This is a genomic window from Streptomyces hydrogenans (genome assembly GCF_014656075.1).
GTDB lineage: Bacteria > Actinomycetota > Actinomycetes > Streptomycetales > Streptomycetaceae > Streptomyces > Streptomyces hydrogenans.
The window spans coordinates 17,330-42,323 of the sequence record NZ_BNBS01000020.1 but is presented as its reverse complement, the minus strand read 5'-3'; the positions used below and the strand labels follow the sequence as shown (position 1 = coordinate 42,323).

General features: G+C 66.4%; 22 protein-coding genes. 21 read left to right on the top strand and 1 reads right to left on the bottom strand.

What is annotated here, in order from left to right; genetic code table 11:
• Window position 1 precedes the first annotated feature (1 nt).
• Entirely contained in the window at window positions 2–979 is a 978-nt protein-coding gene (locus IE321_RS11445; protein ID WP_190222732.1) for a DUF6602 domain-containing protein, read from the bottom strand.
• 210 nt (window positions 980–1,189) lie between these two features.
• Between IE321_RS11445 and IE321_RS11440 the strand changes: the two genes are divergently transcribed.
• The 21 genes from IE321_RS11440 (at window position 1,190) to IE321_RS11340 (ending at window position 24,870) form a co-directional block, all read left to right on the top strand.
• A complete protein-coding gene (locus tag IE321_RS11440; protein WP_190222731.1) occupies window positions 1,190–1,708 on the top strand; it encodes a hypothetical protein in 519 nt (172 codons plus the stop codon).
• A gap of 8 nt (window positions 1,709–1,716) precedes the next feature.
• On the top strand, window positions 1,717–2,040 hold the full coding sequence (locus IE321_RS11435; protein ID WP_190222730.1) for a hypothetical protein: 324 nt from the start codon (window positions 1,717–1,719) through the stop codon (window positions 2,038–2,040).
• 37 nt (window positions 2,041–2,077) lie between these two features.
• A complete protein-coding gene (locus tag IE321_RS11430; RefSeq protein WP_190222729.1) occupies window positions 2,078–3,553 on the top strand; it encodes a terminase large subunit domain-containing protein in 1,476 nt (491 codons plus the stop codon).
• Window positions 3,550–3,708, top strand: a complete 159-nt coding sequence (locus IE321_RS11425; RefSeq protein WP_190222728.1) for a hypothetical protein — start codon at window positions 3,550–3,552, stop codon at window positions 3,706–3,708. The genes IE321_RS11430 and IE321_RS11425 overlap by 4 nt, the downstream gene beginning before the upstream one ends.
• The gene (locus IE321_RS11420; RefSeq protein ID WP_190222727.1) at window positions 3,701–5,257 is read left to right on the top strand and encodes a phage portal protein; all 1,557 of its coding nucleotides are present in this window, start codon (window positions 3,701–3,703) and stop codon (window positions 5,255–5,257) included. Before IE321_RS11425 ends, IE321_RS11420 begins: the two co-directional genes overlap by 8 nt.
• The gene (locus IE321_RS11415) at window positions 5,226–5,381 is read left to right on the top strand and encodes a hypothetical protein (RefSeq protein ID WP_190222726.1); all 156 of its coding nucleotides are present in this window, start codon (window positions 5,226–5,228) and stop codon (window positions 5,379–5,381) included. The genes IE321_RS11420 and IE321_RS11415 overlap by 32 nt, the downstream gene beginning before the upstream one ends.
• A gap of 37 nt (window positions 5,382–5,418) precedes the next feature.
• The gene (locus tag IE321_RS11410) at window positions 5,419–7,701 is read left to right on the top strand and encodes a phage major capsid protein (RefSeq protein WP_226652499.1); all 2,283 of its coding nucleotides are present in this window, start codon (window positions 5,419–5,421) and stop codon (window positions 7,699–7,701) included.
• 60 nt (window positions 7,702–7,761) lie between these two features.
• Window positions 7,762–8,022 (top strand): hypothetical protein, encoded by a 261-nt coding sequence (locus IE321_RS11405; protein WP_190222725.1) that lies wholly within the window; start codon window positions 7,762–7,764, stop codon window positions 8,020–8,022.
• Between the two features lie 3 nt (window positions 8,023–8,025).
• Window positions 8,026–8,658 carry a hypothetical protein gene (locus IE321_RS11400; RefSeq protein WP_190222724.1) on the top strand — a complete coding sequence of 211 codons (633 nt, stop codon included), beginning with the start codon at window positions 8,026–8,028 and terminating at the stop codon, window positions 8,656–8,658.
• Between the two features lie 6 nt (window positions 8,659–8,664).
• Window positions 8,665–9,120 (top strand): hypothetical protein, encoded by a 456-nt coding sequence (locus IE321_RS11395; RefSeq protein WP_190222723.1) that lies wholly within the window; start codon window positions 8,665–8,667, stop codon window positions 9,118–9,120.
• A 27-nt stretch (window positions 9,121–9,147) separates the two neighbouring features.
• The gene (locus IE321_RS11390; protein WP_190222722.1) at window positions 9,148–9,498 is read left to right on the top strand and encodes a hypothetical protein; all 351 of its coding nucleotides are present in this window, start codon (window positions 9,148–9,150) and stop codon (window positions 9,496–9,498) included.
• Between the two features lie 47 nt (window positions 9,499–9,545).
• The gene (locus IE321_RS11385; protein ID WP_190222721.1) at window positions 9,546–9,962 is read left to right on the top strand and encodes a hypothetical protein; all 417 of its coding nucleotides are present in this window, start codon (window positions 9,546–9,548) and stop codon (window positions 9,960–9,962) included.
• Window positions 9,963–10,010: 48 nt separating this feature from the next.
• Window positions 10,011–10,448, top strand: coding sequence for a hypothetical protein (locus IE321_RS11380; RefSeq protein WP_190222720.1), 438 nt, complete (start codon window positions 10,011–10,013; stop codon window positions 10,446–10,448).
• A 95-nt stretch (window positions 10,449–10,543) separates the two neighbouring features.
• Window positions 10,544–10,972, top strand: coding sequence for a hypothetical protein (locus tag IE321_RS11375; RefSeq protein ID WP_190222719.1), 429 nt, complete (start codon window positions 10,544–10,546; stop codon window positions 10,970–10,972).
• Between the two features lie 44 nt (window positions 10,973–11,016).
• Window positions 11,017–11,343, top strand: a complete 327-nt coding sequence (locus IE321_RS11370; protein WP_190222718.1) for a hypothetical protein — start codon at window positions 11,017–11,019, stop codon at window positions 11,341–11,343.
• Window positions 11,344–11,363: 20 nt separating this feature from the next.
• Window positions 11,364–17,096: a transglycosylase SLT domain-containing protein gene (locus IE321_RS11365; protein WP_190222717.1), complete on the top strand. Its 5,733-nt coding sequence runs from the start codon at window positions 11,364–11,366 to the stop codon at window positions 17,094–17,096.
• 4 nt (window positions 17,097–17,100) lie between these two features.
• Window positions 17,101–21,153, top strand: a complete 4,053-nt coding sequence (locus IE321_RS11360) for a hypothetical protein (protein WP_190222716.1) — start codon at window positions 17,101–17,103, stop codon at window positions 21,151–21,153.
• Window positions 21,154–21,155: 2 nt separating this feature from the next.
• Window positions 21,156–22,280 carry a DUF5047 domain-containing protein gene (locus IE321_RS11355; RefSeq protein ID WP_190222715.1) on the top strand — a complete coding sequence of 375 codons (1,125 nt, stop codon included), beginning with the start codon at window positions 21,156–21,158 and terminating at the stop codon, window positions 22,278–22,280.
• Window positions 22,281–22,297: 17 nt separating this feature from the next.
• Window positions 22,298–23,188: a hypothetical protein gene (locus IE321_RS11350; RefSeq protein ID WP_190222714.1), complete on the top strand. Its 891-nt coding sequence runs from the start codon at window positions 22,298–22,300 to the stop codon at window positions 23,186–23,188.
• Window positions 23,188–23,409, top strand: coding sequence for a hypothetical protein (locus IE321_RS11345; protein WP_190222713.1), 222 nt, complete (start codon window positions 23,188–23,190; stop codon window positions 23,407–23,409). The genes IE321_RS11350 and IE321_RS11345 overlap by 1 nt, the downstream gene beginning before the upstream one ends.
• 36 nt (window positions 23,410–23,445) lie before the next feature.
• On the top strand, window positions 23,446–24,870 hold the full coding sequence (locus IE321_RS11340) for a transglycosylase family protein (RefSeq protein WP_190222712.1): 1,425 nt from the start codon (window positions 23,446–23,448) through the stop codon (window positions 24,868–24,870).
• Window positions 24,871–24,994 lie beyond the last annotated feature (124 nt).

Below are 24,994 nucleotides of genomic sequence, written 5' to 3'. Positions count from 1 at the left end.
TTTACATCATGTACCGGGCCCACTCGTCTCCGGTTCTCCACGGCCTGTCGTCAGCGAGCCAACTCGGTCCGGTTACTACCTGCCGCACTTGCTCACTGTAGATCTCGCTGCCCCACATCCTGCCTGTGCCGTTAATTCGGTGTGGTGCCACCTCATGAAAGTACCGGGCGATCGGCAGTAGTCTCGGCTCCTCCCAGGCAAGGCGCCGCATCAGTACGCTCATGAATGTCATGAGAGGGGAATCCGTGGCGGTTTCACGAACCATGTGCGTCCAGGCGTAGCTGTCAGGAATGCTTAGCTTTGCCTCGATCTCGCTCCAGTCGCCCACGCGTGCCTGCCGCGGCACCCAGGGTAGCTTGACAGGAAACCAAGTACCGAGGTCCGCGACGCACACCACGTCCAGCATCTCCCGTGGGTGAGCCAGGCCGTTAATCCCCTTCAGTAGGGCCTGCTCCACGTTGCGCACCGGATCGGACTTCTCCTCCTGCCAGACGTGCGAGTGCGCTAGTACTCCGTAGATAGGCGTACCGAACAGTTCTCGATAGGGAGTCCCACCTCGTGGAGCCGTGATGCGGCGCACGGCAGCGGCCGTCTGGGCGGCCTCGGCAAGGTGCTTGGCCTTCAGCGTGTTCTTGCACTCGAAGGCTGCTACAACACCGTCTGCGAGGTAGGTCTTAACCTCGCTGTCGACCAGGAACTTCGGGTAGTAGGGCGAGAGGATCAGCACGTCGATCTGCGGGCTGATCTCAGGTGCTCCGTTGGGATCGCTTCCACGGTGCTTGGCGCTGAGGATCCTCCCCTTCGTCACCACGTGGTACCCGGCAGGAAGCCACTGTTCCAGGACGATCCGAGCCCAGTTGGCCTCGCCCTCGTCGCCAGAGGTGCCGTGGTCGTCACTCCGCTTTCGAATGCGCGCGTACTCGGCTGCCAGTCGGCTGGCCGTCTGCGCGACGAAGTCCTCCAGGTCGTGACTGCTCATAGACGTGCCCCCCGACGTCCCTCGGCTGCGCGGCGCGTCTTTAGCCGAGTTATTCCCCACCACGAAGAAGGCGGCCCGGCGGTACTGCCCCCGGGGATACCCCTGGGCGCCGGGCCTCACCCACGCACGCCATATCGGCGCGGGCTACCGCCCACCCTATCCACCGGGACCGCGAGTGCGCTCACCGGATCGATCAAGAAAGGCACCACGATGGGCACCCTCTACGGCCTTGGCCCCGACTACGACATCGCAGTGGGCAGCGTCCCGACCGACCTCTCCGCCGCCGCCGTCACCGGCCTCCGCATCTCCATGGTCAACGTGAAGAGCGTCGACGTCGTCGTCCTCAAGGGCGCCGGCACCGCCGCCGACGACCCGACGATCACCCTGCGGCATCACACCGCGGCCACCGCGGGTACCTCTGCCGACCTGGCCGTCATCACCGAGTACTACCTGCGCTCCGAGGCGACCCTCGACAACGACGAGGTCTGGGTGCGCCGCACGCAGGCGGCTGCGGCCACCATCGTCGACCCGGGTGGCGCCGGCACCTCTGCCGAGTCGCAGCAGCTCATCGTCTTCAGCGTGAAGCCGTCCGACCTGCCGGAGACCTCGAACTACATCTCCGTGAACGTGGGCGACGTCGGCGCGAACGCCCAGCTCGGGACGGTCCTCTACATCGTCCACAAGCACGACAAGGGTGACCCGGTCAGCTTCCCGGTTCCGCTCCGGTAGTCACGCTCATGTCCGACGAGATGGAGTACTTCGCCCCGCGGCCGAATCTCGAAGAGGTCGTGAAGAGGGGCGACTACCTCGAATCCCTCGTAGCGATGCGGGACTTCGTCGCACACGAACTTGAGGGCAACCGGTGCAAGACGTGCCACATGGCCCAGATGCGTACCGGTGAGGTTTCCGCACTCGTGCTCAGGCTCCAGAAGCTGATCGAGGACATCGCGGCAGCATCCAAGCCAGACGGGGAGGCTGACGCATTTGACCTCCTCATCTCCCGCGAGGCGGACTGGGCATCAGCGCCCACGGATTTCCCATACCCCTCCGACGGCCATTGACTTCACCCTAGGTCGCGATGCCGTCGACCTGGCCGCCATGGCAGGGCTTGAGCTTGACCCCTGGCAGCAGTGGGTCCTCATCGGAGCCTGCGCCCAGCGTGCTGACACCTTCATCAACCCCTTCACCAAGAAGATCGAGCGGATGTGGGCCGCCAGGGACGTCGGCCTGGTCGTCGCCCGCCAGAACGGCAAGGGATCGATCCTGGAGGCCCGCGAACTCGCGGGCCTCTTCCTTCCCCGCTTCGCGGAAAAAACGATCCTCCACACCGCGCAGGACTTCGCCACCTCCGGTGAGCACTTCCGGCGCATCGCCTCTCTGATCGAGAACACGCCCGCGCTCAACAGGAAGCTCAAGGGCGTCTACGAGACCAACGGCAAGGAACGCATCGAGCTCCAGGACGGTTCGCGCCTCCTCTTCAAGACCCGTACGAAGAAGCTCGGCCGCGGCTTCTCGCCCCAGCTCGTGGTCCTGGACGAGAGCATGTTCCTCGACAGCGAGTCGATGATGGCGCTGCGCCCGACGATCTCGGCGCAGCTCAATCCACAGCTGTGGTTCACCGGGAGCGCCGGCCTGGAGGACGCCTTCGAGTTCGGGGCCGTCCGGTACAGGGCCATGAAGGCCCTGGAGTCCGGGGACCTCGACCCCTACCTGTTCTTCGCCGAGTGGTCCGCCGAGGTCTGCGACGACTTCTGCGCTCGCGACTGCGATGAGCATGACCGCCTGGGCGACGAGGAGACCTGGGCGAAGGCGAATCCGGGCTACGGCATCCGGATCAGCTACGAAACCGTCGACAACGAGCTGCGCGGCGACCCGTCGGGTGAAGCCTTCAAGGTCGAGCGGCTGTCGGTCGGCCGCTGGCCCGTCCAGGGCGACCCGTGGAGCGTCATCAGCGAGGAGGCCTGGCGGGCTCGGATCGACGAGGGGTCCGAGATCGAGCAGGACTCGATCAAGGTTCTCGGGGTCGATGTGAGTCCCGGCCGCGAGCACGCCGCCATCGGGGTCTGCGGCACCAACGGCGACTTCTTGCACGTCGAGATCACCTCGGACGAGGTGCAGATGGACCACCGCGCCGGTGCCGACTGGCTGGTCAAGCGGATCAAGGAGATCTGGAGCCGGGCCAAGCCCGACGCCGTCGTGATCGACCGACGCTGTCCGGCCGGAGCTTTCGTCGACGAGCTGGAAAGCAGCGGGATCACCGTCATCGTCCCCAGCTCTTCGGACGTCGGCGACGGCTGCGGCACCTTCACCTCCGGCGTGCAGCCCCGCAGGGGCGAGATCGCGGACATCGTGCACATCGACCAGCAGGGGCTCAACGAGGCCGTGGCCGGAGCCAGCAAGCGGGTGCTCGGCGAGAAGTGGGGCTGGGACAAGCGGGACTCGTCACGGACCTCCTCGGTGGACATCACCCCGCTCGTCGCCGTGACCCTCGCTGCCTGGGGCTACCGGAAGGTGCTCTTCGAGAAGCCGAAGGCCGCGACGCCGTTCTTCTATGCCGGATTGGACGACCTATGACCACCCGCGAAGCGCTGTCCGCGATCTTCATGGCCATCCTGCTCGTCACCGCCGGGCTCGTCTGGCTTCTCGGCCCCTACGGCCTGATCGCCGGAGGCCTCGCCGTGCTCGCGACGACGCTGCTGACCGACAAGAAGGAGGACGACGATGGCTAAGGTCTGGTCCTCCCTCTTCAGTAAGCCGAAGCCGCAGGAGCGGATGACCCTCGACGACCTGTACCAGCAGGTCGTGAAGTATCAGGGCCTGGAGTATCCGGTCCTCGGTTCGCCTGGCGCCGGCGAGAACTACGAGGCGATCGACGCGGACTTCGAGGGCTACGTCTCGCAGGCGTACAAGGGCGACGGCGTCGTCTTCGCTTGCATGGTCGCCCGCATGCGGCTCTTCTCCCAGATCCGCTTCCAGTGGCAGAAGATGCGCGAAGGGCGTCCCGGTGACCTCTTCGGCACCAAGGAGCTGTCGATCTTCGAGGATCCCTGGCCCAACGGCGGCTCCACCAGCGCACTCCTCAGCCGCGCCATCCAGCACGCCGACATGGGCGGCACCCACTACGCCGTCCGCGAGACCAAGAGCCGCGGCGCGGCTGCGATCTCACGGATCCGGGTCCTACGCCCCGACTGGGTCACCACCATCCTCACCGCCCCGCCAGACCAGGCCGTCGAGTGCGACATCGCCGGGTGGATCTACAAGCCGGGCGGCACGCAGGATCGCTCCGCCTGGAAGTTCTACGTGGCCGGCGACGAGCGGTTCGCCATGTGGGCGCCCACCCCGGACCCGCAGGCCCTGTACCGGGGGATGTCCTGGCTGACCCCCGTCATCCGGGAGATCATGTCGGACAAGGCGGCGACGAAGCACAAGAGCAAGTTCTTCGAGAACGCGGCCACTCCCTCGTTCGCGATGTCCTTCAAAGAGACCGTCACGAACGACCAGTTCAAGGACTTCATCCGCACGATGAAGGAGACCCATCAGGGCGCCGACAACGCCTACAAGCCCCTTTTCGTCGGCGGTGGCGCGGACATCACCCCCCTGATGTACGACCTGCGACAGCTCGACTTCAAGGCGACGCAGGGCGCGGGCGAGACCCGAATAGCCGCGGCAGCGCGCGTCCACCCGGTCATCGTCGGGCTCTCCGAGGGCATGCAGGGCAGCAGCCTGAACGCAGGCAACTTCAAGGCAGCAAAGGACTCTTGGGCGGACGGCGAGATGCGACCGCTGTGGGAGTCGCTCTGCCAGGCGTACCGCGGCCTCGTCCGGACGCCCCAGGGGGCTCGCCTCTGGTACGACGACCGCCACATCAGCTTCCTCCGCGACGACATTTCGGAGAAGGCGAAGGTGCTCGCCCAGGAGGCGGACATCCTCCAGGGCCTGGTCATGCAGGGCTGGACCCAGGAGTCGGCCATCGAAGCCCTCATGGAGAGCGGATGCGTCGGTGACTGGCGGAAGCTCAAGCACACCGGGCTCTTCAGTGTCCAGCTCCAGCCGCCGATGCCCGACGGGCCGCCCGCGGCCAAGGTCGTCGACCAGAACGGGAAGCCGGTCAAACCTCAGCCCGCCTCCCCCGGCGCGAAGGCCGGAAAGCTCCAGCCCGCCACCGGCCCCGGCGCAGCCGGCCGCCCGGCCATTGGACAGCAGAGACCGGGTGCCAAGCCCCCGGCGACACCGAAGGGATCCCGCGATGGCGACGACGCCTCCGAAGAAGAAGCCTGACCCGAAGAAGAAGGCAGCCGCCAAGAAGCCGCCGCCGAACCAGAAGCCGAAGCCGGGCGAGAAGAAGCCCCCGGCGAAGAAGGCGCCCGCGAAGAAGGCCCCGGCCAAGAAGCCGACGAAGTAACGCACCGCTGCAAAACAACTGAATACGGGAGTTAGAGATGCAAAAGCATCTCTGTGTGCGGGACGTCGACTTCATGTTCACGCCCCGCGATCAGAGCGAAGAAAGGGCAGGCCCGGAAGAGCACGGCGACGGTAGGTCCCTCTCCGGTTACGCCGCCGTCTTCAACACCGCGACTGAGATCAACTCGTGGGAAGGCAAGTTCTCCGAGACCATCGCGCCCGGAGCCTTCCGGAAGACTCTCCGCGAGCGCACCCCGATCATGCAGTGGGACCACGGCCGCGACACGCGCGTCGGCTCCACCCCGATCGGCGTCTACACCTCCCTCGTCGAGGACGAGCGCGGACTCAAGGTGGAGGGGCGCCTCTTCTCCAACCACGTCGTCGAGCCGGTAAGGCAGGCGATCGAGGCCCAGGCCGTACGCGGGATGAGCTTCAAGTTCTCCGTCACCCGCGACAAGTGGACGGACAACGCCGGCGTCGTCATCCGCGACCAGGAGCTGTACGAGCTTCTCTACGACGCGGGCGACCGCGGACCCCTGACCCGGGAGATCCAGGAGGTCAGGCTCTTCGAGGCCGGCCCCGTCTCCACCCCGGCCTACAGCCAGACCTCCGTCGGCGTTCGAAGTGGCGACCTGACCGAGGAGGACCGCGAGGCGTTCATCCAGGAATGCGTCCGGACCAGCAGCTCTGAACAGGAGCGCACCGCAGAACTTCCCGCCGAGTCGGTGGTCCCGGAAGAGGAGACCGACGAAGAGCAGCGGGCAGCACCCGAAGGTGTCGCCGCCCCCGAGGGCACCACTCCTGAGGGACACGAAAGCGGGCCGAAGTCGCCCGCGACAACTGAACACACAACTGAATATCGAAAGGCCAGTGTCCCCATGGACGTCATGACCATCGAGGAGCGACGGGCTCGCCGCGAGGAGATCCGGCAGCGTCTCTCCGACATCGACAACGAGTACTCCGGCGCCGAGCTTCCCGTCGACATCCGCTCCGAGTGGAGCGCCCTGTCCGCCGAGTTCGACGAGCACGGCCGGGCCATCGCAGCCGCCGAGGCGCGCCTCGCCCGCCTGCGCGAGCTGGCCGACGACGAGGCCACCGAGGACGCGCCCGTCTCGGAGCGCCGTGTGCCGTCGACCTCGCCGGCCTTCCACCGCCGCAGCGAGAACATCTACGACCTGAGCGCCGTTCGCTCCCGGGCCCGTTCCGTCGACGAGATGGGCAGCCTGTACCGCGACAACGCGATGCGCGCGATCGAGATCTCCCGCTTCCCCGGCGTCGAGAACCGCGAGGCCGCCCAGGAGCGCGCCGCCTACCTGCTCGAAAACGTCGACAACAAGGAAGGCGACCTGGCCCGCCGCATGCTCGCGACCGGCTCCCCGGTCTACGAGCGCGCCTTCGGCAAGGTGGCCTCGCAGCTCCACACCAACGGCCTCACCGCCGAGGAGCGCGCCGCGCTCGCGGTCGGCTCCGGCGCCACCGGCGGCTACGCCGTGCCGTTCCAGCTCGACCCCACGGTGATCCTGACGAACGACGGCCGCATCAACCCGCTGCGCTCCGTCTCCCGCCAGGTCCAGATCACCGGCAAGGAGTGGCAGGGCATCACCTCGGCCGGCGTGACGGTCTCCCGTTCGGCGGAGGCGGCTGAGGTCGCGGCCACGGACCCGTCCCTGGCGCAGCCCACCGTCAAGGCGGAGCGGGTCACCGGCTTCGTCACCTACTCCATGGAGGTCGAGCAGGACTGGAGCCAGATGCGCTCCGAGGTCACCTCGATCCTCGCCGACGCGAAGGAAGAGGAGGAGTCCGACTCCTTCTTCCTCGGTGACGGTGTCGCCCCGAACGCCAACGGCATCATCGCCACCCTCGGCGCCGGCTCCCTCGTGGACACGGCGACCGCCCTCACCTTCGCCGAGGGCGACGTGTACGCGCTCCAGGACGCGCTGCCGCCGCGGTTCCGTGGCAACGCCGTCTTCATGGGCAACAACACGGTCTACACCAAGGTCCGGCAGTTCGCCGCGGCCGACGGCCACGACCTGTGGGAGCGGATCGGCAACGGCCGTCCGGCCGAGCTGCTGGGCCGCCCGGCCCTGGAGGCGTCGGCCATGACCGGCGACACCACGACCGCGGGCAGCAAGTTCCTGCTCTACGGCGACTTCCGGAACTTCTTGATCGTCGACAGGATCGGCATGAGCGTCGAGCTGGTGCCGCACATCCTCGGCGCCAACCGCCGGCCCACCGGGCAGCGCGGCCTCCTGGCCGTGTGGTGGAACAACAGCAAGCTGCTCGTCGACAACTCCTTCCGCCTGCTCAAGGTCAAGGCCTAGCAGTCCGCCGGGCAGGGGGCCCTCCCTGGGTCCCCTGCCCCCGCAGCGAAAGGAAGCAGCATGACGACGATCTACGTCTCCCGCAGCTCCTTCACCACCGTCCTCGACGGGATTCCGATCGTGGTGCGGCGGGGCGCCACGGTCCGCGAGGGGCACCCGCTGCTCGCGCAGCACCCGGAGCTGTTCGGCGTCTACAAGCCGGACTTCGAGTACACCCCTCCGGCTCCCGAGCCGGAGCCCGAGAAGCGGGTCCCGCCTCCCTCTCCGCCTGCGAAGAAGGCCGCCCCGGCGCTTCCGAAGCGGCGGCCGTCTGAGGAGTAGGCCGTGGGCGGCATAGGCGACCCCTACGTCGACCTCGCCGAGTTCAAGGCCTACCTGGTCGGTCAGGCGAATGCGACCCTGACCGGCCAGGACGCCCAGCTCACGGACGCCCTCGAATCTGCCAGCCGGGAGATCGAGGCCTACTGCGCCCGCCAGTTCAACAGGTCGGACTCGGCGACACCCCGGGAGTTCGAGCCCGCGGGCCGCGACTACGCCATGGTGGACGACTTCCACACAGCCACCGGCCTGGTGGTGAGGCTCGACACGAGCGGCGACGGCAGCTTCGCGACCATCCTGTCGCCCCAGCAGTACGAGCTGAGCCCCGCGAACGGCGTGGTCGACGGCATGGAGGGCTGGCCCTTCTACCGGATCCGTCTGCTCAGCGGGACCACCTTCCCGTGTCACTACGGCGGCCGGTCCCGCACGCTCCAGGTCACCGCCAGATGGGGCTGGGCGGACGTCCCGCCTCCTGTGCGTGCTGCCTGTCGAATCATGGCGGCCGAGACCTGGAAATTGAAGGACGCCCCGTTCGGTGTCCTCGGGCTGGACGAATTCGGCATCGTGCGCGTCCGACAGAACAAGCTCGCGGTCAGCAAGCTCGCCCCCTACTCCAAAACCCGCCTGCTGATTGGGTAATCCCGCATGTCCAGTCTGGAACAGATCCGTACGGCTCTCGCCGATACGGTGCGCGCCTACGTCAATTCCAACGACGAAGAGGCTGGCACCCTCTACTGCTATCCGTACGTCAAGGGCACGGTCAGTCTGCCCTGCGCGATGGTGATGCCTGGTGGCGGCGGACGCGACAACAAGGCCGGCGATTTCGCCATGACCATGAATCGCGGCACCGAGATCTGGTCCTTCCAGCTCATCGTCCTGTGTTCCCGCACGGACGAGGACAGCGGGCAGCAGCAGCTCGACAGGTTCATCGACAAAGAGGGCGAGCTGAGCGTACGCCAGGCCATCTGGAATACGTCCGACCTCGGCCTCGGAGATGTTGACGCCATGGTGACCGGCGTAAGCGAGTACCACGGCCAGTACGACATGGTGCGCGTTCCGCACGTGGGCGCCGCACTACAGGTAAAGGTGCATGCCTTCTAGCGGCGTGCCTTAGAAAGGAAAAGCCGCATGGCTGCTCTGACCACTCAGAACATTGTGGCCGCTGGCACTGCACCGACTTTCGGAGCGGCTGCTGCCACGGACTACGCGGAAGTCGGAAACGGAACCAACACGTTCGCGGTCTACAAGAACACGAACGCGTCGACCCGCACCGTCACGGTCGAAATGGACCACATCACGCTTTCCAGCGGTGATGCCTACCCGAACAAGGCCTACACCCTCGCCGCTACCAACGGGGAACTGTGGATCCCGCTCCGCAAGGAGTACGCGGACAACGTCGAGGCCGGTGTCGGTCGCGCGGTTCTTCTCGTCACGCCGGCGGTTGCTGACGTGACGGTCGCGATCGTCCGCATGGGGTAAAGCCCCACCACCACAACTGAATAACAACTGAATACGAAGGAACCAGAATGCCCAAGCTCGTTCTGCGGGACTGCTACGTGGTGGTGAACGGCACCAACTTCTCGGACCACGTCAGCTCCTGCGAAATCCAGATGTCCAAGGACGAAGTCGAAACGACCAACTTCTCCGGCTCCGGCCGTGAGCGCGTCCACGGCCTCCAGGACAACTCCTTCACCGTCACCTTCCAGCAGGACTTCGCCGCGGCGAGCGTCGATGACGTCCTCTTCCCTCTGTGGGACACGGAGATCGAGTTCACGGTCGAGATCCGGCCCCGGTCCGGCGCGGTCTCCGCGTCCAACCCCCGGTACACCGGTACCTGCATCCTGCTGGAGTACCAGCCGCTCTCCGGTGACGTTGGCGACCTCTCCGAGACCGAGGTCACCTTCAACGTCCAGCGAGGCACCTTCACTCGCGCGACGTCGTAGCCGATGCCTACGCGCGCCTGGATCGTCCCCGGCCCCGAGTGGAAAGTCGTGGCCGCCGAACTCCGTGTCGTCGAGAACCAGCTCCCTGACTGGCTCGAAGCGGAGATGGACGATGCCATCGACCCCGTGGTCCGGCGCGTGAAGGCCGCCGCCCTGCGCGTGGATGTCCAGGGCGGCCCGGCCGGCCACACCGGCCTCCGCGGCCGTGTTGCCTCCGGCGTCGGCGTCCGAAAGGGCGTCAGCACCAAGGGCAGCGCCTACTTCCGCATCTTCTCCGAGATGAACACGAATCCCGAGCGCCCTATCCCTCGCGGAATGGACACCGAAAAGGGCTGGAGGCATCCGCTCTTCGGTAACAGGGATTTCTGGTTCCAGTCCCGGCCTGTCAGGTCCGGTTGGTTCACGGACACGATCGGCGACAGCGGAGACGACATCGAGGCACGGCTAGCCCGTGCCCTTGATTTTGCGATCAACCGGCTCGGCTGATCGCAACACAGACAGGCGACGAGGGGTGCGCGGGTCCCCCTCGTCGCCTTCAGACCCGTACACGATCCGCGAAACAACTGAATACGGAGAGACCCGTGGCTTACGAATTCCGCCTGGATGAGAACGGCTTCCTGACCGCCGGCGCCATCCTGGAGCAGCCGACTCTCGTCATCGACGAGCTGGTCGTCCCCGAGTGGGGTGGCGGAAAGATCCGCCTGAAGATGCTCAGCGCGAAGGAGCGCGACGATTTCGAGTCTTCCATGGTCAAGGTGACTCGCGGCGGCCGTCAGCAGCTCAACAACGAGAACTTCCGGGCCCGGCTGGTACAGCTCGCCGCGGTCGACGGTGAAGGAAAGCAGCTCTTCACCAAGCACGACATCAAGACCCTCGGCGACCTCCCGGCGGCCGGCCTTCAGCGCGTCTTCAACAAGATCAACGAGATGTCCGCCTTCTCCGAGGACGACCTCAAGGAGATCGAAGGGGATTTCGACGACGCCCGGACCGACGATTCAAGTTCCGACTAGCCCTCGCGATGCGCCGTCCGGACGTGGACCGAATGATGGCGAGCATGACAGCCCGCGAATACAAGGAATGGGAAGCGTACGAGCGGGCTGCCGGATCTCTCGATTCATCGTATGAGCGAGAAATGCTCTGCGAGATCCATGAACTGATCCAGATCAACAATCTCCTGACTGGCGCAGCCATCACCAAGAGGGGCAAGAAGAATCCGGCCGGAAAGTTCCGGAAAGTCCTTCGGCCCGAGGAGCTGTATAACCCGCCCCCCGACTGGGGCGAGGACAGCGAAGAAGACGACGAAGACGACGAAGAGCGGAAGCGGGACCCGTCGGGTTACGACCCGGCGAACGACCCCTTCGCTCCACCTTCTTCAACATAACTGAATATGGAGGATCTCCGATGGCCACGGTTCGCAGTCTGGGATTCTCCATCTTCACCCGTTACGACGGCAGCGGAATCCGGGATGCGGCTCGGGATATCCGTGAGTTCGACGGCAGCATTCGCAGCTCGACGAACTCGCTCAATTCGTGGTCCGGGCGCATCATCCTCGCCACCAAGGCCGCCGCCGTCTTCGCCCCCGCCCTGGTGCCTATCGCCGCCAACCTCGCTGCGATAGGCGCCGCGGGTGCGGCGATGGGCGCTTCGGTCGGCACCGGACTCGCGGCGTACGGCGCCGCGATGAAGGGCGCCATCACGGAGACCCTCGCCGCGAAGGACAACATCTCCAAGCTCCGCTCCGAGCTGGACAAGCAGAAGGCCGTCCTGGCCGGCCTCACGCCGGGCACCGAGGCCTACCGGAAGCAGCTCAAGGAGATCGCGGCCACCCAGAAGGAGCTGGACGCCTCCCTTCGGGCGCTTTCGCCGACGCAGCGCAGCTTCATCACGGCGACCGACCAGATGTCGGCCGCCTGGAAGAAGCTGATCGACCAGACGAAGGACAAGACCCTCGCCACGGCCACGAACGTGGTGCGGGGGCTCACAGCAGGCATCGGGCTACTCAAGCCCATCATCGACGCTCTCCACCCCACCATCCTCAAGGTCTCGAAGGACTTCGAGACCTGGATGAAGGGCGACAGCGCCAAGAAGTACGCCGACCTGATCAAGACGTCGGCGGTTCCCGCGCTCCAGAACCTCGTCGCCGCCGGCAAGGACGTCATCAACGTCCTGGGCGACGCGTTCCGCGCGTTCCTCCCGAACGGCGTGGCTCTCACGGAGAGCCTCAAGAACGGCGCCGCCGCCCTGAAGGCGTGGTCCGACGGCGGAGGTTTCCAGCGCTTTCTGGCATACGTCCGCGAGAACGGCCCCCAGGTGCGGGAGTTCTTCCGCGTTCTCGGAGACGCACTGCGGGTCATCGGCCAGGCGCTCAAGGAGTTGGGGCCGTTCTCGCTCGGCCTCGTCACAGCGATCCTCCAGCTCGTTGCGGCCCTGCCGCCCAGCTGGATCGAGCTGATCGTCAAGGGTTTCGTGGCCTGGAAGGTGGCCATGGCGGCTTTCACTGTCGCCAAGCTGATCGCCGGTCTCGTCACCCTCGTCCCCCTTGTCTGGGCGTTCACTGCGGCTCTCCTGGCCAACCCGATCACATGGGTTGTCCTGGCCATCGTGGCCCTCGGCGCGGCGCTGTTCATGCTGGTCAAGCACTGGGACACCGTCAAGGCCGCCCTGGGCACCGCCTGGAACGCGACCTGGAACGCGATGAAGACGGCCGCCGAGACCGTCTGGAACGCGCTACAGACGGCCTGGCAGGCAGTCTGCTCGGCCTTCTCTACGGCGTGGCAGACGGTCAGTGGCGCCCTGTCCACGGCCTGGAACACGGTCTGGAACGCCATCAAGACGGCGGCCGAGACGGTGTGGAACGCCATCAAGACGGCCTGGAACGCGGTGTGTACCGCTTTCGCTACCGCTTGGACGGCGGTTTCCACGGCTCTCACCACGGCGTGGAACACGGTCTGGAACGGGTTGAAGACGGCCGCCGAGGCGGTCTGGAACGCGATCAAGACGGCCTGGAATGCGGTCTGTACCGCTTTCTCCACTGCCTGGACTGCGGTCGGGGGCGCCCTGTCCACCGCCTGGAACACGGTCTGGAACGCCATCAAGACGGCTGCCGAGACGGTGTGGAACGCGCTGAAGACGGCGTGGAACGCCTTCATCCAGGGGCTCCAGACCATCTGGACGACGGTCTCCACGGCGCTCTCGACGGCGTGGAACACGGTATGGAACGCACTGAAGACGGCCGCTGAGACTGTCTGGAACGCGCTGAAGACGGCGTGGCAGGCAGTCCTGACGGCAATTCAGACCGCCTGGACGACGGTGTCGACGGCTCTGAAGACGGCCTGGGACACCGTCTGGAACGCACTGAAGACGGCTGCCGAGACGGTGTGGAACGCGCTGAAGACAGCGTGGCAGGCATTCCTGACGGCGGTTCAGACCATCTGGACTACGGTCTCCACGGCTCTGAAGACGGCGTGGGACACGGTCTGGAACGCCATCAAGACGGCGGCCGAGACTGTCTGGAATGCACTGAAGACGGCCTGGGAGGCTTTCCTCAACGCCATCAAGACGGCGTGGGATACGGTCTCCGAGGCGCTCAAGTCGGTGTGGCAGACGGTCTGGAACTGGATCAAGGAAACCGCGGCCACGATCTGGGAATCCGTCAAGTCGGCATGGGAAGCGTTGCTCAATGCCGTGAAGACGGCATGGGATACGTTCTCCAACACCCTCAAGACGGCCTGGGAAGAGACCTGGAACACCGTCCGGGATATCGCTCGCAAGATATGGAATGCGATCGCCGATATCATCGGCAAGGCCGTCAACGGCGTCATTAAGATCATCAACGGCCTGATCAAGGGCTTCAACAACATCACCGGGTTCCTCAGTCTCGACGTGAAAATCGGCGAGATCGGCGAGGTGTCGGTCCCCACCTTTGCCAAGGGGGGTACGGTCAATCTCCGTAACGGCGGAACCCTTTCCGGCTATGCGCCGGGCAGGGACACGGTCCCGGCGGTGCTCTCGAAGGGTGAGGGTGTCCTGACCCCCGAGGCTGTTCGCGGCCTGGGCGGGCCTGGCTTCGTCAACTCGGCCAACCGGAAGTTCGCGGGTCACCGTGGCGCCGGCAGGGGAGCGGGCAACTTCGACGCGTTCGGCAACCAGCTCTTCGCCGTCGGCGGTATGACGGCTGCGGCACTGTCGCGAGCTGGCGTCTCTCTCGGCATGGTCACCCAGGGCGAACACTCCAACGGATCACTGTCCGCTGGAACTCACCTTGGCGGCGGTGCGGTTGACATCGCATCCACTTCTCCGGCGGTCCTTCAGCGGCTCATCGCGGCTGGCTTCGCCGCGTGGATCCGTGGCCCGGCCGAGGGCATGTCTCCGCACATCCACGCGGTCCTGATGAACCACCCGGAGCTGTCGCCCCAGGCGGCGGCGCAGGTGGCCTCGTTCAGGGCCGGGGGCAGCGGCCTGGGCGTGGGTGGCGGCGGCGGTGGCGGTATCGACGTCATGGGCATGCTCGCGCCTCACATCGGCAAGATCCTGCTCAACGTCTACCGTGGCCTTTCCCCGCTCGCGGGGATCGCGGGCGCTATCGCCAACCTCTTCGGTGGTGGCGGCGGCGCTGCTGGCGAGGTGGACAACGGTCTCAGCTCGTCTTCGCAGGCGGATCGCAGGCGAGAGCTGATGGACAGGATCGAAAGGAACCCCAACGACAGGCAGGCGATCGAGGAACTGTCCAAGCTGACCGACACCGGAATGAACCGTGAAGCCATCGCGGTTCAGCCTGCTCCGTACACCGGCCGCCCGTCGGTCGCTGTCGGCGGTGCCAGGAATACGGCCGGAATATCTTCGGGGGCCGGAGCCGGTGCGCTTGGTATCGCTGGCATGTTGGCGCAGTTCGTCCTTCCGGCAATCAAGAAGGAGCACATCGCCACAGCCCTGACCGATCCGATTAAGGAGTTCGGCTCCTTCGATATCGGTGGAGGAATGGGTAAGATCGCGGCCGGCTTCGGTAAGAAGATCACCGACGATGTTATCCCTGACTTCATCCTGAAGAAGGCGGCTGCCGCTACTCCTCCGACACTTCCGGGTGCCGGAGGCGGCGGTGGAAACGTCCAGCAGTGGTCGACTCTCGCGGCGCAGGCTCTCCAGCGTGCGGGCCTGAGCCCGAGTCAGCTTGGCGCGTTCCTGGCTCTCATGCAGGCCGAGTCCGGCGGTAACCCCGCCTCGATCAACGTGACCGACTCCAACGCGATGAAGGGGCAGCCTTCCCAGGGCCTCATGCAGGTGATTCCGAGTACGTTCGCTGCGTACCGGGATCCGTCCCTGCCGAACAACATTCTCGACCCCCTGGCCAACATGACGGCCGCCGCCCGGTACATCAAGGCCCGGTACGGCGGCCAGGTTCCTGGCTCCCCCTACGCCGACGGCACCACCAGCGCCACGACGGGTCTCCACCTGGTCGGCGAAGAGGGCCCGGAGCTGATCACCAGCCCCGGATACGCCAACTTCGCCGGCGGGGAGACCGTCTATGACGCGACCGACACCGCGGCCATCCTCGACAACATGGCGCCGCCTCTGGTGACGCCGGAGGTCCCTGCTTCCGGGATGCCGGAGGCCGCGGCGATGCAGTCTCCGCTTTTGGAGCAGATGACGGCGTTCAGCGGTGCTCCGCAGGTCGAGGGGTGGTTCGGGCCGATCATCGCCGCCGCGCAGCACATGCTGACGACGGTGCAGACGGCCTGGACGGGAACGGTCGGCGCCGGCTCCGCGGCCCAGCCCGTGATCACCGCGACCACCACAGCAGTCGGTCACGAGGTCGGGGTGCAGATCCCGATGAACCTGGAGGCAATGGCCACCTCGGCCACCGCCAACTGGACTGCCATGACGGCGACTTCGCAGGCCCAGTGGGCTGCGCAGCTCGCCACGGTCTACACCCCGGCGGAAACGCACATGGGGACGACGATGCCGGCGATGTCGCTGGCGATGCAGACGGCTCACGACCTGGCGTGGACCACGATGAACGCCACTTCGCTCGCGCAGTGGACGATCATGCGGGACACGACCTACGCCGAGGCCGAGCTGCACATGGGCACCACGATGCCGCAGATGTCGGTGACGATGCAGACGGCCCACGACCTGGCGTGGACCACGATGCAGGCGACGTCGCTCGCGCAGTGGACCTTGATCCGGGATGGCCAGCTCATCCCGTTCGAGGAGCACATGCAGACGACGATGCCTGCTGCCGCTCAGACCATGAGCGAGCAGGTCTCGGCCGCCTTCACCGAGATGGTCGCCACGATCATCGAGCAGCTCGACGCGGCCATCGCCAAGATCGAGGAATTCATCGCGGCAACCGAGGCGGCCATCGCGGCGGCCCAGGCCCTCGCAGCCGCTCAGGCTGCTGCGGCGGCTGGTGGCGGTGGCGGGCCGGGGTCCGGCAGCGTCGCCATGGGCGGAAGCCTCATGGAGGCGTTGCAGCGAGCCGGCGTCGACACCGGAAGCATCATCCAGGGCGAGTACAGCGACGGCGCGCTCAGCGCCGGTACTCACTCCGGAGCCGGTGTGGTCGACCTGCCGTACTCGGAGGCCACGCTCCAGGCCCTGCTCGCCAACGGCTTCGCCGCCTGGGCGCGAGTGGGCGGCTCCTGGGCCGGTAACGAGCACATCCATGCCGTGCAGATCGGCAATCCGGGGCTCTCGCCCCAGGCGGCGTGGCAGGTTCAGGACTTCCTGGCTGGAGGCTCCGGCCTCGGCATCCCCGGCAACCTCGCGGTCGGCACGAACAGCGCCGCTCGCGGTTGGACGTGGGTCGGCGAGGAAGGCCCGGAGCTGATGAGGATGCGCGGCGGTGAGCAGGTGATGCCGCACCGCGCGAGCCTCGCGTACGCGGCCAGCGTCAAGTCCTGGGCGGGTGGCGCGTTCAGCACCGGAAGCGGTGCCGCGCGCGGATTCCGTATGTCCTTCGGCGACATCGGGGGCTCTATCAGGGGCGCCCGCGGCGAGGGACAGGCCGTCAACGTCGAATTCAACTTCAACGGCCCTGTCAGTAATGGCGACGATGTTCGCCGAGCCGTTGACGAATCAATTCCGAAGCTCCGCAGCGCGATTCAGGCGGGCAGCGGGAGGCGAATAGGAGGATAGCGAGATGGCGCAGTCGTTCACGCTGCTTCCCAGCGGAGACATCGAAAACGACGGGTGGGCACTCGTCGGATCGAATGTCACCGAGGTCTGGGAGGTCATCGGCACCCTGATAGACGACTGCTACGTCCGGTCTCCTCAGTACCGGGGCAGTGCCACGGTTTCTTTTCCGATCGACTCCGAGGATCTCCCTGCGGGGGCCATTATCGACTCGGTCACCGTCATCATTCGCATGAAGACGAATGCCGGGTCGGGCCCCCGCACTGTCACGGTGAACGTTCTCTCGTCGGAGAACATGTCGCGATACACCTCGCGGACCCTTCAGGCGACGAGCGCTTTCACCACTCACGAAGTCGGCACCTACACCAAAGATCCGATGGGAAAGTCCTGGGACATCCATCGCATCAACAAGCTCCGTCTTCGGGTCTACTGCCTGAACGACCTTTTCGACGCGATCCAGATATCCCAGCTCTACGTGCGGGTCAACTACCACGTCCGGCCGAAGGTCGTCGTGACCGCGCCGACCGGCACCAGCGTCTCCCCCTCCCCCCTCGTGAAGTGGAACTACACCCACGAGGAAGGGGAGCCGCAGTCCAAGGCCCAGATCAAGGTGTTCACCGCCCAGCAGGTGGCGGCCGTAAGCACCTTCAACGCGGACACCGAACCCCCGGTGTACGACGTCACCCAGACCGGCTCCGCCCCGCAGCACGCCGTCACCACCACCCTCAACAACGGCGGCTACCGGACCTACGTCCGCGTCTGGTCGGACCACAACGCCAAGAGCGACTGGGCCTACAAGGACGTCACCATCAACGCCCCGTCGCCCGGCGTCCCCGGCGACGACAACGCCGGCGACTCCGGCACCCCGGGCGTCGGCGTCCCGTCCGCGATCCCCGACACCTACACCTCCTCGGCACAGCTGCGCATGCGGGACGCGTCGAACCTGCTGTCGGTCAACCAGGCCGACTTCGAGATCGCGTCCGACGCCCTGGAGTGGACCGCTACCGGCGCCTCGCTGGCCCGGGTCGTGTCGAAGGCGTTCGGCACCGGCGAGGCGTCGATGTCCATCACCGCGACCTCGACCTCCGACATCACGGTCGAGACGACGTTCGTGGAGATCTCGCCTTCGCTGCCGCTCACCCTTCGGGCGCAGACCCTGACGGCCGTCACCGGCCGCTCGGTCAGCCTCTTCGCGACCTTCTACGACGCGACCTTCACCGCGATCTCCAGCTCGGCCGCAGTGCAGACCACCGACGCCGCGACCACGTGGAAGGAGCTGGTCAGCAACGTGACCGCTCCCGCCGGCGCGACGTACCTGAAGCTGAAGTACCAGATCCTGTCGCCGGCTCTCTCCGAGGTCCACTACATCGACCACTGCGGCGTCATGTACGGCACCAACAGCGCCTGGACCGACGGCGGTCACCAGTCTCACAACCTCCTCAGCTCCTACCTGGCCACGGCTGACGACCCCGAGTCGAACGTCGAGGAATGGGAGCAGGGCAACAGCGCAACGACGGTGACACGGACGGCCGTCACCGGCACTGGCGGGCACGGGCTCCTGTGCCAGCAGATGCAGTACGTGGGGGCGGCAGCGAACATCGCCTACCGGGCTACCGGCACCGTCTTCACTTCGCCGACGTCAGGCACGAACTACACCCTGAACAAGCCCGCGGGCACGGTGCAGAACGATCTGCTGCTCGCCTTCGTCACCTCGTCGGCAGGCGGGGCGATCGTGCCGCCCGCGGGCTGGTCCCTGGTGAGCAGCGCGATCGTGGATGACGATGCTTCCTACGACGTTTCGCTGCATGTCCTGAAGAGGACCGCGGTCTCCTCGGACCCGTCCTCCTGGAGCACGGGCAAGCTGGCCACGGCTTCGTCCCGCAGGACGGCTGTCGTCGTCGGCTACAGCGGCGCCGCGCATGCCGACGACCAGTTCATCGCCGAGTCCATCCGGAAGGACTCCGGGGGCAACCCGGTGCACCGGACGCAGATCATCACCAACACCGACCCCAACGGCTGGCGGGTCGGGGCCTTCGCGGCCAGCGATGACAACGCGGGCGCCACCTTCTCGGCCAACCGAGTCAGCCCGCCGGGCTCCGACGCCCCGCCGATCGCTTTCGTCGGCTCCTCCTCGAAGTGGGTGCAGCACAGCAACACGACCAGTTTCACGATCCACAAGCCGACCGGCGTCGTCTCGGGCGACCTGATGATCGCTTCGGTGGTGATGAGCGGGTACGCCCCGACCGTCACCCCGCCGTCCGGCTGGACCTTGGTGAAGTGGCACTCGCAGCCCTTCTCCGGTGGAAGCGACGGCGGCGTCCACTCCGGCGACGTCACCGTGGCGATCCTGAAGCGAACGGCCGGCTCCAGCGAGCCCGCGTCCTGGACTGGCTCCCACAGTGCCGCTGGCCAGCCGAAGGTCACTCAGGTCGTGGCCTACCGGAACTGCGACATCGCGTCTGCGCAGTTCATCGCCCAGAACTCGGCCGGCATCCACAACACCAGCCGGGTGCCGACCCCGGAGGTCACCAACACCGACTCCAACGCCTGGCGCGTGTGCATGTTCGGCGCGACCACGCCGTTCGCCTCCTCCTGGAGCAGCGGGGACGTGGCCGAGCGGTGCGACTCCTCGACGAGCCTGGACGGTTTCCCGGACGCGGTCCTGTCCTTCTCGGACTCCGGCGGACCGATCTCCACCGGCACCCACAAGCGGACCGGGCAGATCAACTCGATCAGCAACAGTCAGTCGAACGTCCCCAGCGGCAACTTCTTCGCCGGCGTCGGCTGGATCGGCATCCTCAAGCCGCTGTCGGGCCCGCCCGCGCAGCCGGGCAACGAGACCGAGAGGGTGGACAACACCAACGGCGCCTCCAGTCCCTGGGTGAGTACCGCGGTCTACGACTCCAACGGAGTCGTCCCCGCCGGGGCGACCGGCCTGTACGGGCAGTTCGCCGGGGCAGGGAACGGCTACGCCGGCTCGATGGCGTCCTGGATCGGCATCCTCCGGCCCGCCTCCAGCATCCCGGCGGGAGTGGCGTCTGCTCGGCCCAACGTCTGGGTCGACATCTCGGAGATGGATCCGGACGTCCTCGACCTGGCCGGCAACAAGGTCACCGTGGCGGCGTCCTTCCTGGGCACCACCGACGGCACCCCGCTCGTCGGGGTGGAGTTCGCCCGGGCCAACCAGCCGATCAGCGATGCCGTCACCACCGGCGCCGTCTTCGGCACGGTCACGTGGACCAAGGCGTGGGCGACGTTCGCTGTCCCCGCAGGGACGACCCGGATGCGTCCGGTGCTCTCCGCGGTCGGCCGCGAACTCGACGACATCGTCCGTTTCGACCGGGTCGGGCTGATGCTCGGGGCCCCTGCTGCCGGGGAGACGCCGGTCTGGAGGAACGGCACGAGCCGACGAGAACACCCGGTCTGGTCGAAACCGATCATCCAGTACTCCGACGACGCGGGAATCGGCTACGAGAGCTGGCGCCTGCTGCCGGGACAGAAGCTCATCCCGCCGGCCTTCCGCGCCGACACGGGCCAGCTCGCCTACGTCGATCACTCGATCATCCCGCTCAACAGCAGGAAGTACCGAGTGCAGACGATGTCGTACGGCCTGAACGGCGAGGTCTTCTCGTCAGGCTGGGGGCCGGAAAGCAATGAAGTCTCCTTCACCGCCTTGAACTGGTGGCTGAAGGATTTCTCGGACCTTTCCACATCGCTTCGACTCAGAGTGAAGTACGAAGATGTTCAGGTCACGACAGATAACACCGCATCGGTTTTCCAGCCGCTGGGCGAGGACTATCCGATCGTCATGACCGAGGGCTACAAAGCCGACTCCCTCACCATCTCGGTATTTTGCGACCGACAGGAAGAAGCAGCCCTCTTCAGGTTGCTCCGCGCAAATCGAACCCTGCTCCTTCAGAGCGATACCGATTATGCGTGGTGGGTGCGTCCCGTGGATGCGCTCACCGTCAACAACCTAGCCGTCAGTCAGCTCAGGAGAACGACGGATCCGGTGAAGCTCATCACCTGCAAATTCGTCCAGGTGAAGCCGGAGGAGTAAAAATGGGGAGGCAGTCGGATAGGTTCTATCGGTCGATTCGGGAATCGCATCAGATCATTTCTTGGATCGATGCCATTACCCCCGATCAGGAAGTTATCCGACTCCCCGCCATCGACGGCCAGGTCGATGTCGACAGGTCAGCCGCCGTCAGGCGCAAGCTGTCCTGCCAGTGCATCGACCCGACCGGCCTCCTGACCCCCCGCGCGAACGGGGAAGTCCTGACTCCGTACGGCACCGAGCTGCGGGCGTACCGCGGTGTCCGCTACAGCAGCGCGGAGGACGACTGGGAGGTCTGCCCGCTCGGCGTCTTCCGGCTCTCGAAGTCCTCGATCTCCGAGAGCAACACGGGCTCCCCGATCATCCAGCTCGAAGCCTACGACCGAGCCCGGTCAGTGGCCCGGGACAAGTTCAAGACCCCGTACACGATCACGACCGGCACCAACGCCATGACCGCCCTGAAGACCATCATCAAGATGACCTTCCCGGACTGTCAGTTCGACACGATCACGTCGACCGTGACGACGACAGCGCCACTCCTGTACGAGGCGGGCAGCGACCCGTGGGAGGCCGTCTACGCCCTGGCCCGGTCGATGGGCTGCGAGGTGTTCTTCGACGTCGAAGGCCGCCTCGCGGTGCTCCCGCCGCACGATCCGAACGCCCTGCCCTCCCCGGACTTCACGTACGTGGAGGGCCAGGGCAGCACCATGCTGGAACTGGGCAAGGAGTTCAACGACGAAGGCGTCTACAACGGGGTCATCGTCGTCGGCGAGTCGGTCGGTGATCAGCTCCCTCCCGTGCGCGGCGAGGCGTGGGACGAGAACCCGACGTCGCCCACCTACCGCCTCGGCCCCTACGGCGAAGTACCGCTGTTCATCACGGACAACCTCGCCAAGACCGAGGAGCAGGCCACCGCCATCGCCAAGGCGCAGCTCGCCCTGGTCCTCGGCGCCGCCTCGAAGCTTGCGATCACCTGCACGGTGAACGCGACCTATGAGTGCGGCGACATCGTCCGCGTGAAACGAGCCAAGTCGAAGGTCGACGGCCTCTACAGCGTCGAAGCGTTCAGCGTCCCGCTGCGCGGCATGACGCAGGCCCTGACGCTGAGGGAGCAGAGGCCAACGCCATGACGACACCTCCGCCGGGGTTGAGCACCCCCCTCCTCACTCCTACGGATGCCGAGAAGAAGGCCCTGCTCGACGCGCGGAACGAAGAGGAGATCCGGCTCCTCGTCGCGCAGATGCAGAAGGCCGGCGCCCTGGGCTTCGACCCGTCGACTCACGTCAAGGGCGTCATCACCGCGGTCAGCTATGCGAGTTCGCCGCCGACGGTGTCCCTCCAGATCTCGGGCGACACGACAACCACGATCACCGGCGTCCGGATCATGAACAACTTCACCCCGGTCACCGGCCAGACCGTGGACATCCGCAAGCAGGGCGCCGACATCGTCATCACCGGCCACACCGCCGACGTCAGCGGCACCGCCCGGGGGCAGGTCGGCAGCGGCTGGATCAAGGCGACCCTGACCAACGGCAGCCACAACGGGAACAGCAACGGCGACGTCTACTACCGGCTGAAGCTGGACGACGGCTCCTGGAAGGTCCAGTGGCAGGGCGGATGGGCCCCCGAGGGATCCTCGATCATGATCGACTCCGGGCAGGCTCTGCCGGAGCGGTTCTGGCCGAAGGCCCTGCGGTCGGTGCCGGCCGCAAGGCAGGTCTCAACCGCGACGTCCGTTGTTTTCGACTTCCACACGGACGGCCGCGTCGTACTGACCGGCCACACCTACTCCACGTCGGCTTCCACCGTCAGCGGTGACGTCAGCTTCGTCTCCATCGGCGGCAGCGGCTTCACGTCGGTCAACGGCAGCCACACCCACATCGACGGCGGAGGCTTCGCCACAACCACCTCCGGCGGCCACGACCACAGCGTGAACATAGGCGCCAGCCACGACCACGGCTTCTACGGCGGCGCACACACCCATACGGCCTTCTGGCCCGCGTGGGTGTCCCTGAACGGAGTGGAGTACTTCCTGTGATGACGTCTCCGAGCGAAGACTCCGCTCCCAGCGTCTGGAGCGAGCTGCGGGCGCAGCGGGATCTCCTCATAGAACTGAAGGTGAAGCTCGAACGGGTCGAAGACCACGAGCTGCGCCTTCGAAAGTTGGAAGAGAGAAAGTTCCCTCTTCCTACGATCGCGGTGATCCTCGCATTTCTCTCCATCGTGGCGAATGTGACGCTCTACGTGATCTCCAAGTAGAAACAACCTCAAAACTGAATAATGAGGTAAGTCAAAATGTCCAAGGGACGGCACGCACGCCCCGCTCAGCCCTACTCCGCTAAGCGAATCGCTGTCGGCGCCACCGTCATTCTGACCGGTGGATCCATCGTCCCTGTAGCCCTCGCCGGATCCGCGTCCGCGGCGACCGCCACAGAATGGGACACTGTCGCTCAGTGTGAGTCCTCGGGCAACTGGTCCATCAACACCGGCAACGGCTTCTACGGAGGCCTCCAGTTCACCCAGTCGACCTGGGAGGCTTACGGCGGCCTCGAATTCGCCGACCGAGCCGACCACGCCACCAAGACCCAGCAGATCACCGTCGCCGAGCGCGTCCTGTGGAAGGGCCACAACGGCACCGCCCCGCAGGGCAAGGGCGCCTGGCCCACCTGCGGCGTCGGACTCAGCAACACCCCGTACGCGCCCGTCACCCCGACACCGCCGCCGACGCCCGACCCCGACCCGACACCGCCGGTGGACCCGCCGGACGCCGAGGACGGCGTCTACGTAGTCAAGGCCGGCGACTACCTCGCCAAGATCGCCCGGGACCTGAAGGTCGAAGGCGGCTGGCAGAAGCTCTTCGAGATCAACCGCGAGGTCATCGGCGCCAACCCGAACCTGATCTCCGTCGGGATGAAGCTCACGCTGCCCGGCCACGAGGCCCCGGCGACCGACCCCTACGAGGATGGCCTGCCGCAGGTCGACGAGAAGAGCCCGTCCGCGAAGGCCCTCCAGGCCGAGCTTCAGCGCGTCGGCTTCATGGCCGACGACGTCGAGCGCGCCGACAACTACGGCCCGAAGACGCAGGAGAGCGTCGCCCGCTTCCACGAGGAGCAGCCGGAGTACCGGTCCGTCTGGGACGGCCCCGACGTCCAGATCGGCCCCCAGGGCTGGGAGTACCTGCGGAACATGCCGACCGACGCCGTGAAGTACCCGAAGCCCGCACCCGACACGGCAACGACGCCGACGGTGCCGCCGACGGACGACGACGACACCCCGTCGGCACCGGCACCGTCCGGGTCGTACGTCATGCCCGTGTCGGGCTCGATCGGCGACGGCCTGATCGTCGGCTCCGGCGGCTCGATGAGCCGGTCCGCGGGCGGCCACTCCGGCCTGGACATCACGGCGCCGTCGGGGACGCCCGTCAGGGCAGCCGCCGCCGGCACGGTGGTCGCCATCAACGCCGCCGGTTCCGCCTACGGCAACCACGTGGTCGTGGCGCACTCCGGGGGCGTCTACACCCTGTACGCCCACCTGAGCGGCTACACGGTCGCCCGGGGGCAGCACGTCGCCGCGGGCGAGCGGATCGGCTACGTCGGTTCGACGGGCAACAGCTCGGGGCCGCACCTGCACTTCGAGGTGCGCACGGATCCGACGGCGTTTTCCGCCGGGGTCTTCCTGGATCCGACCAGCTGGCTGCGCAGTCACGGCGTCACTGTCTGACGTCCAGCGCGATGTTGGGTCGTGTTTGATCCGACCAGTTCGAGGGCGCCCGAGCTTCAGCGAGGGCGCTTCTCGCGCACGTCCTGTGGCTGAGCTACAAGCTCAACCCCGCTCGTTCCCGAGG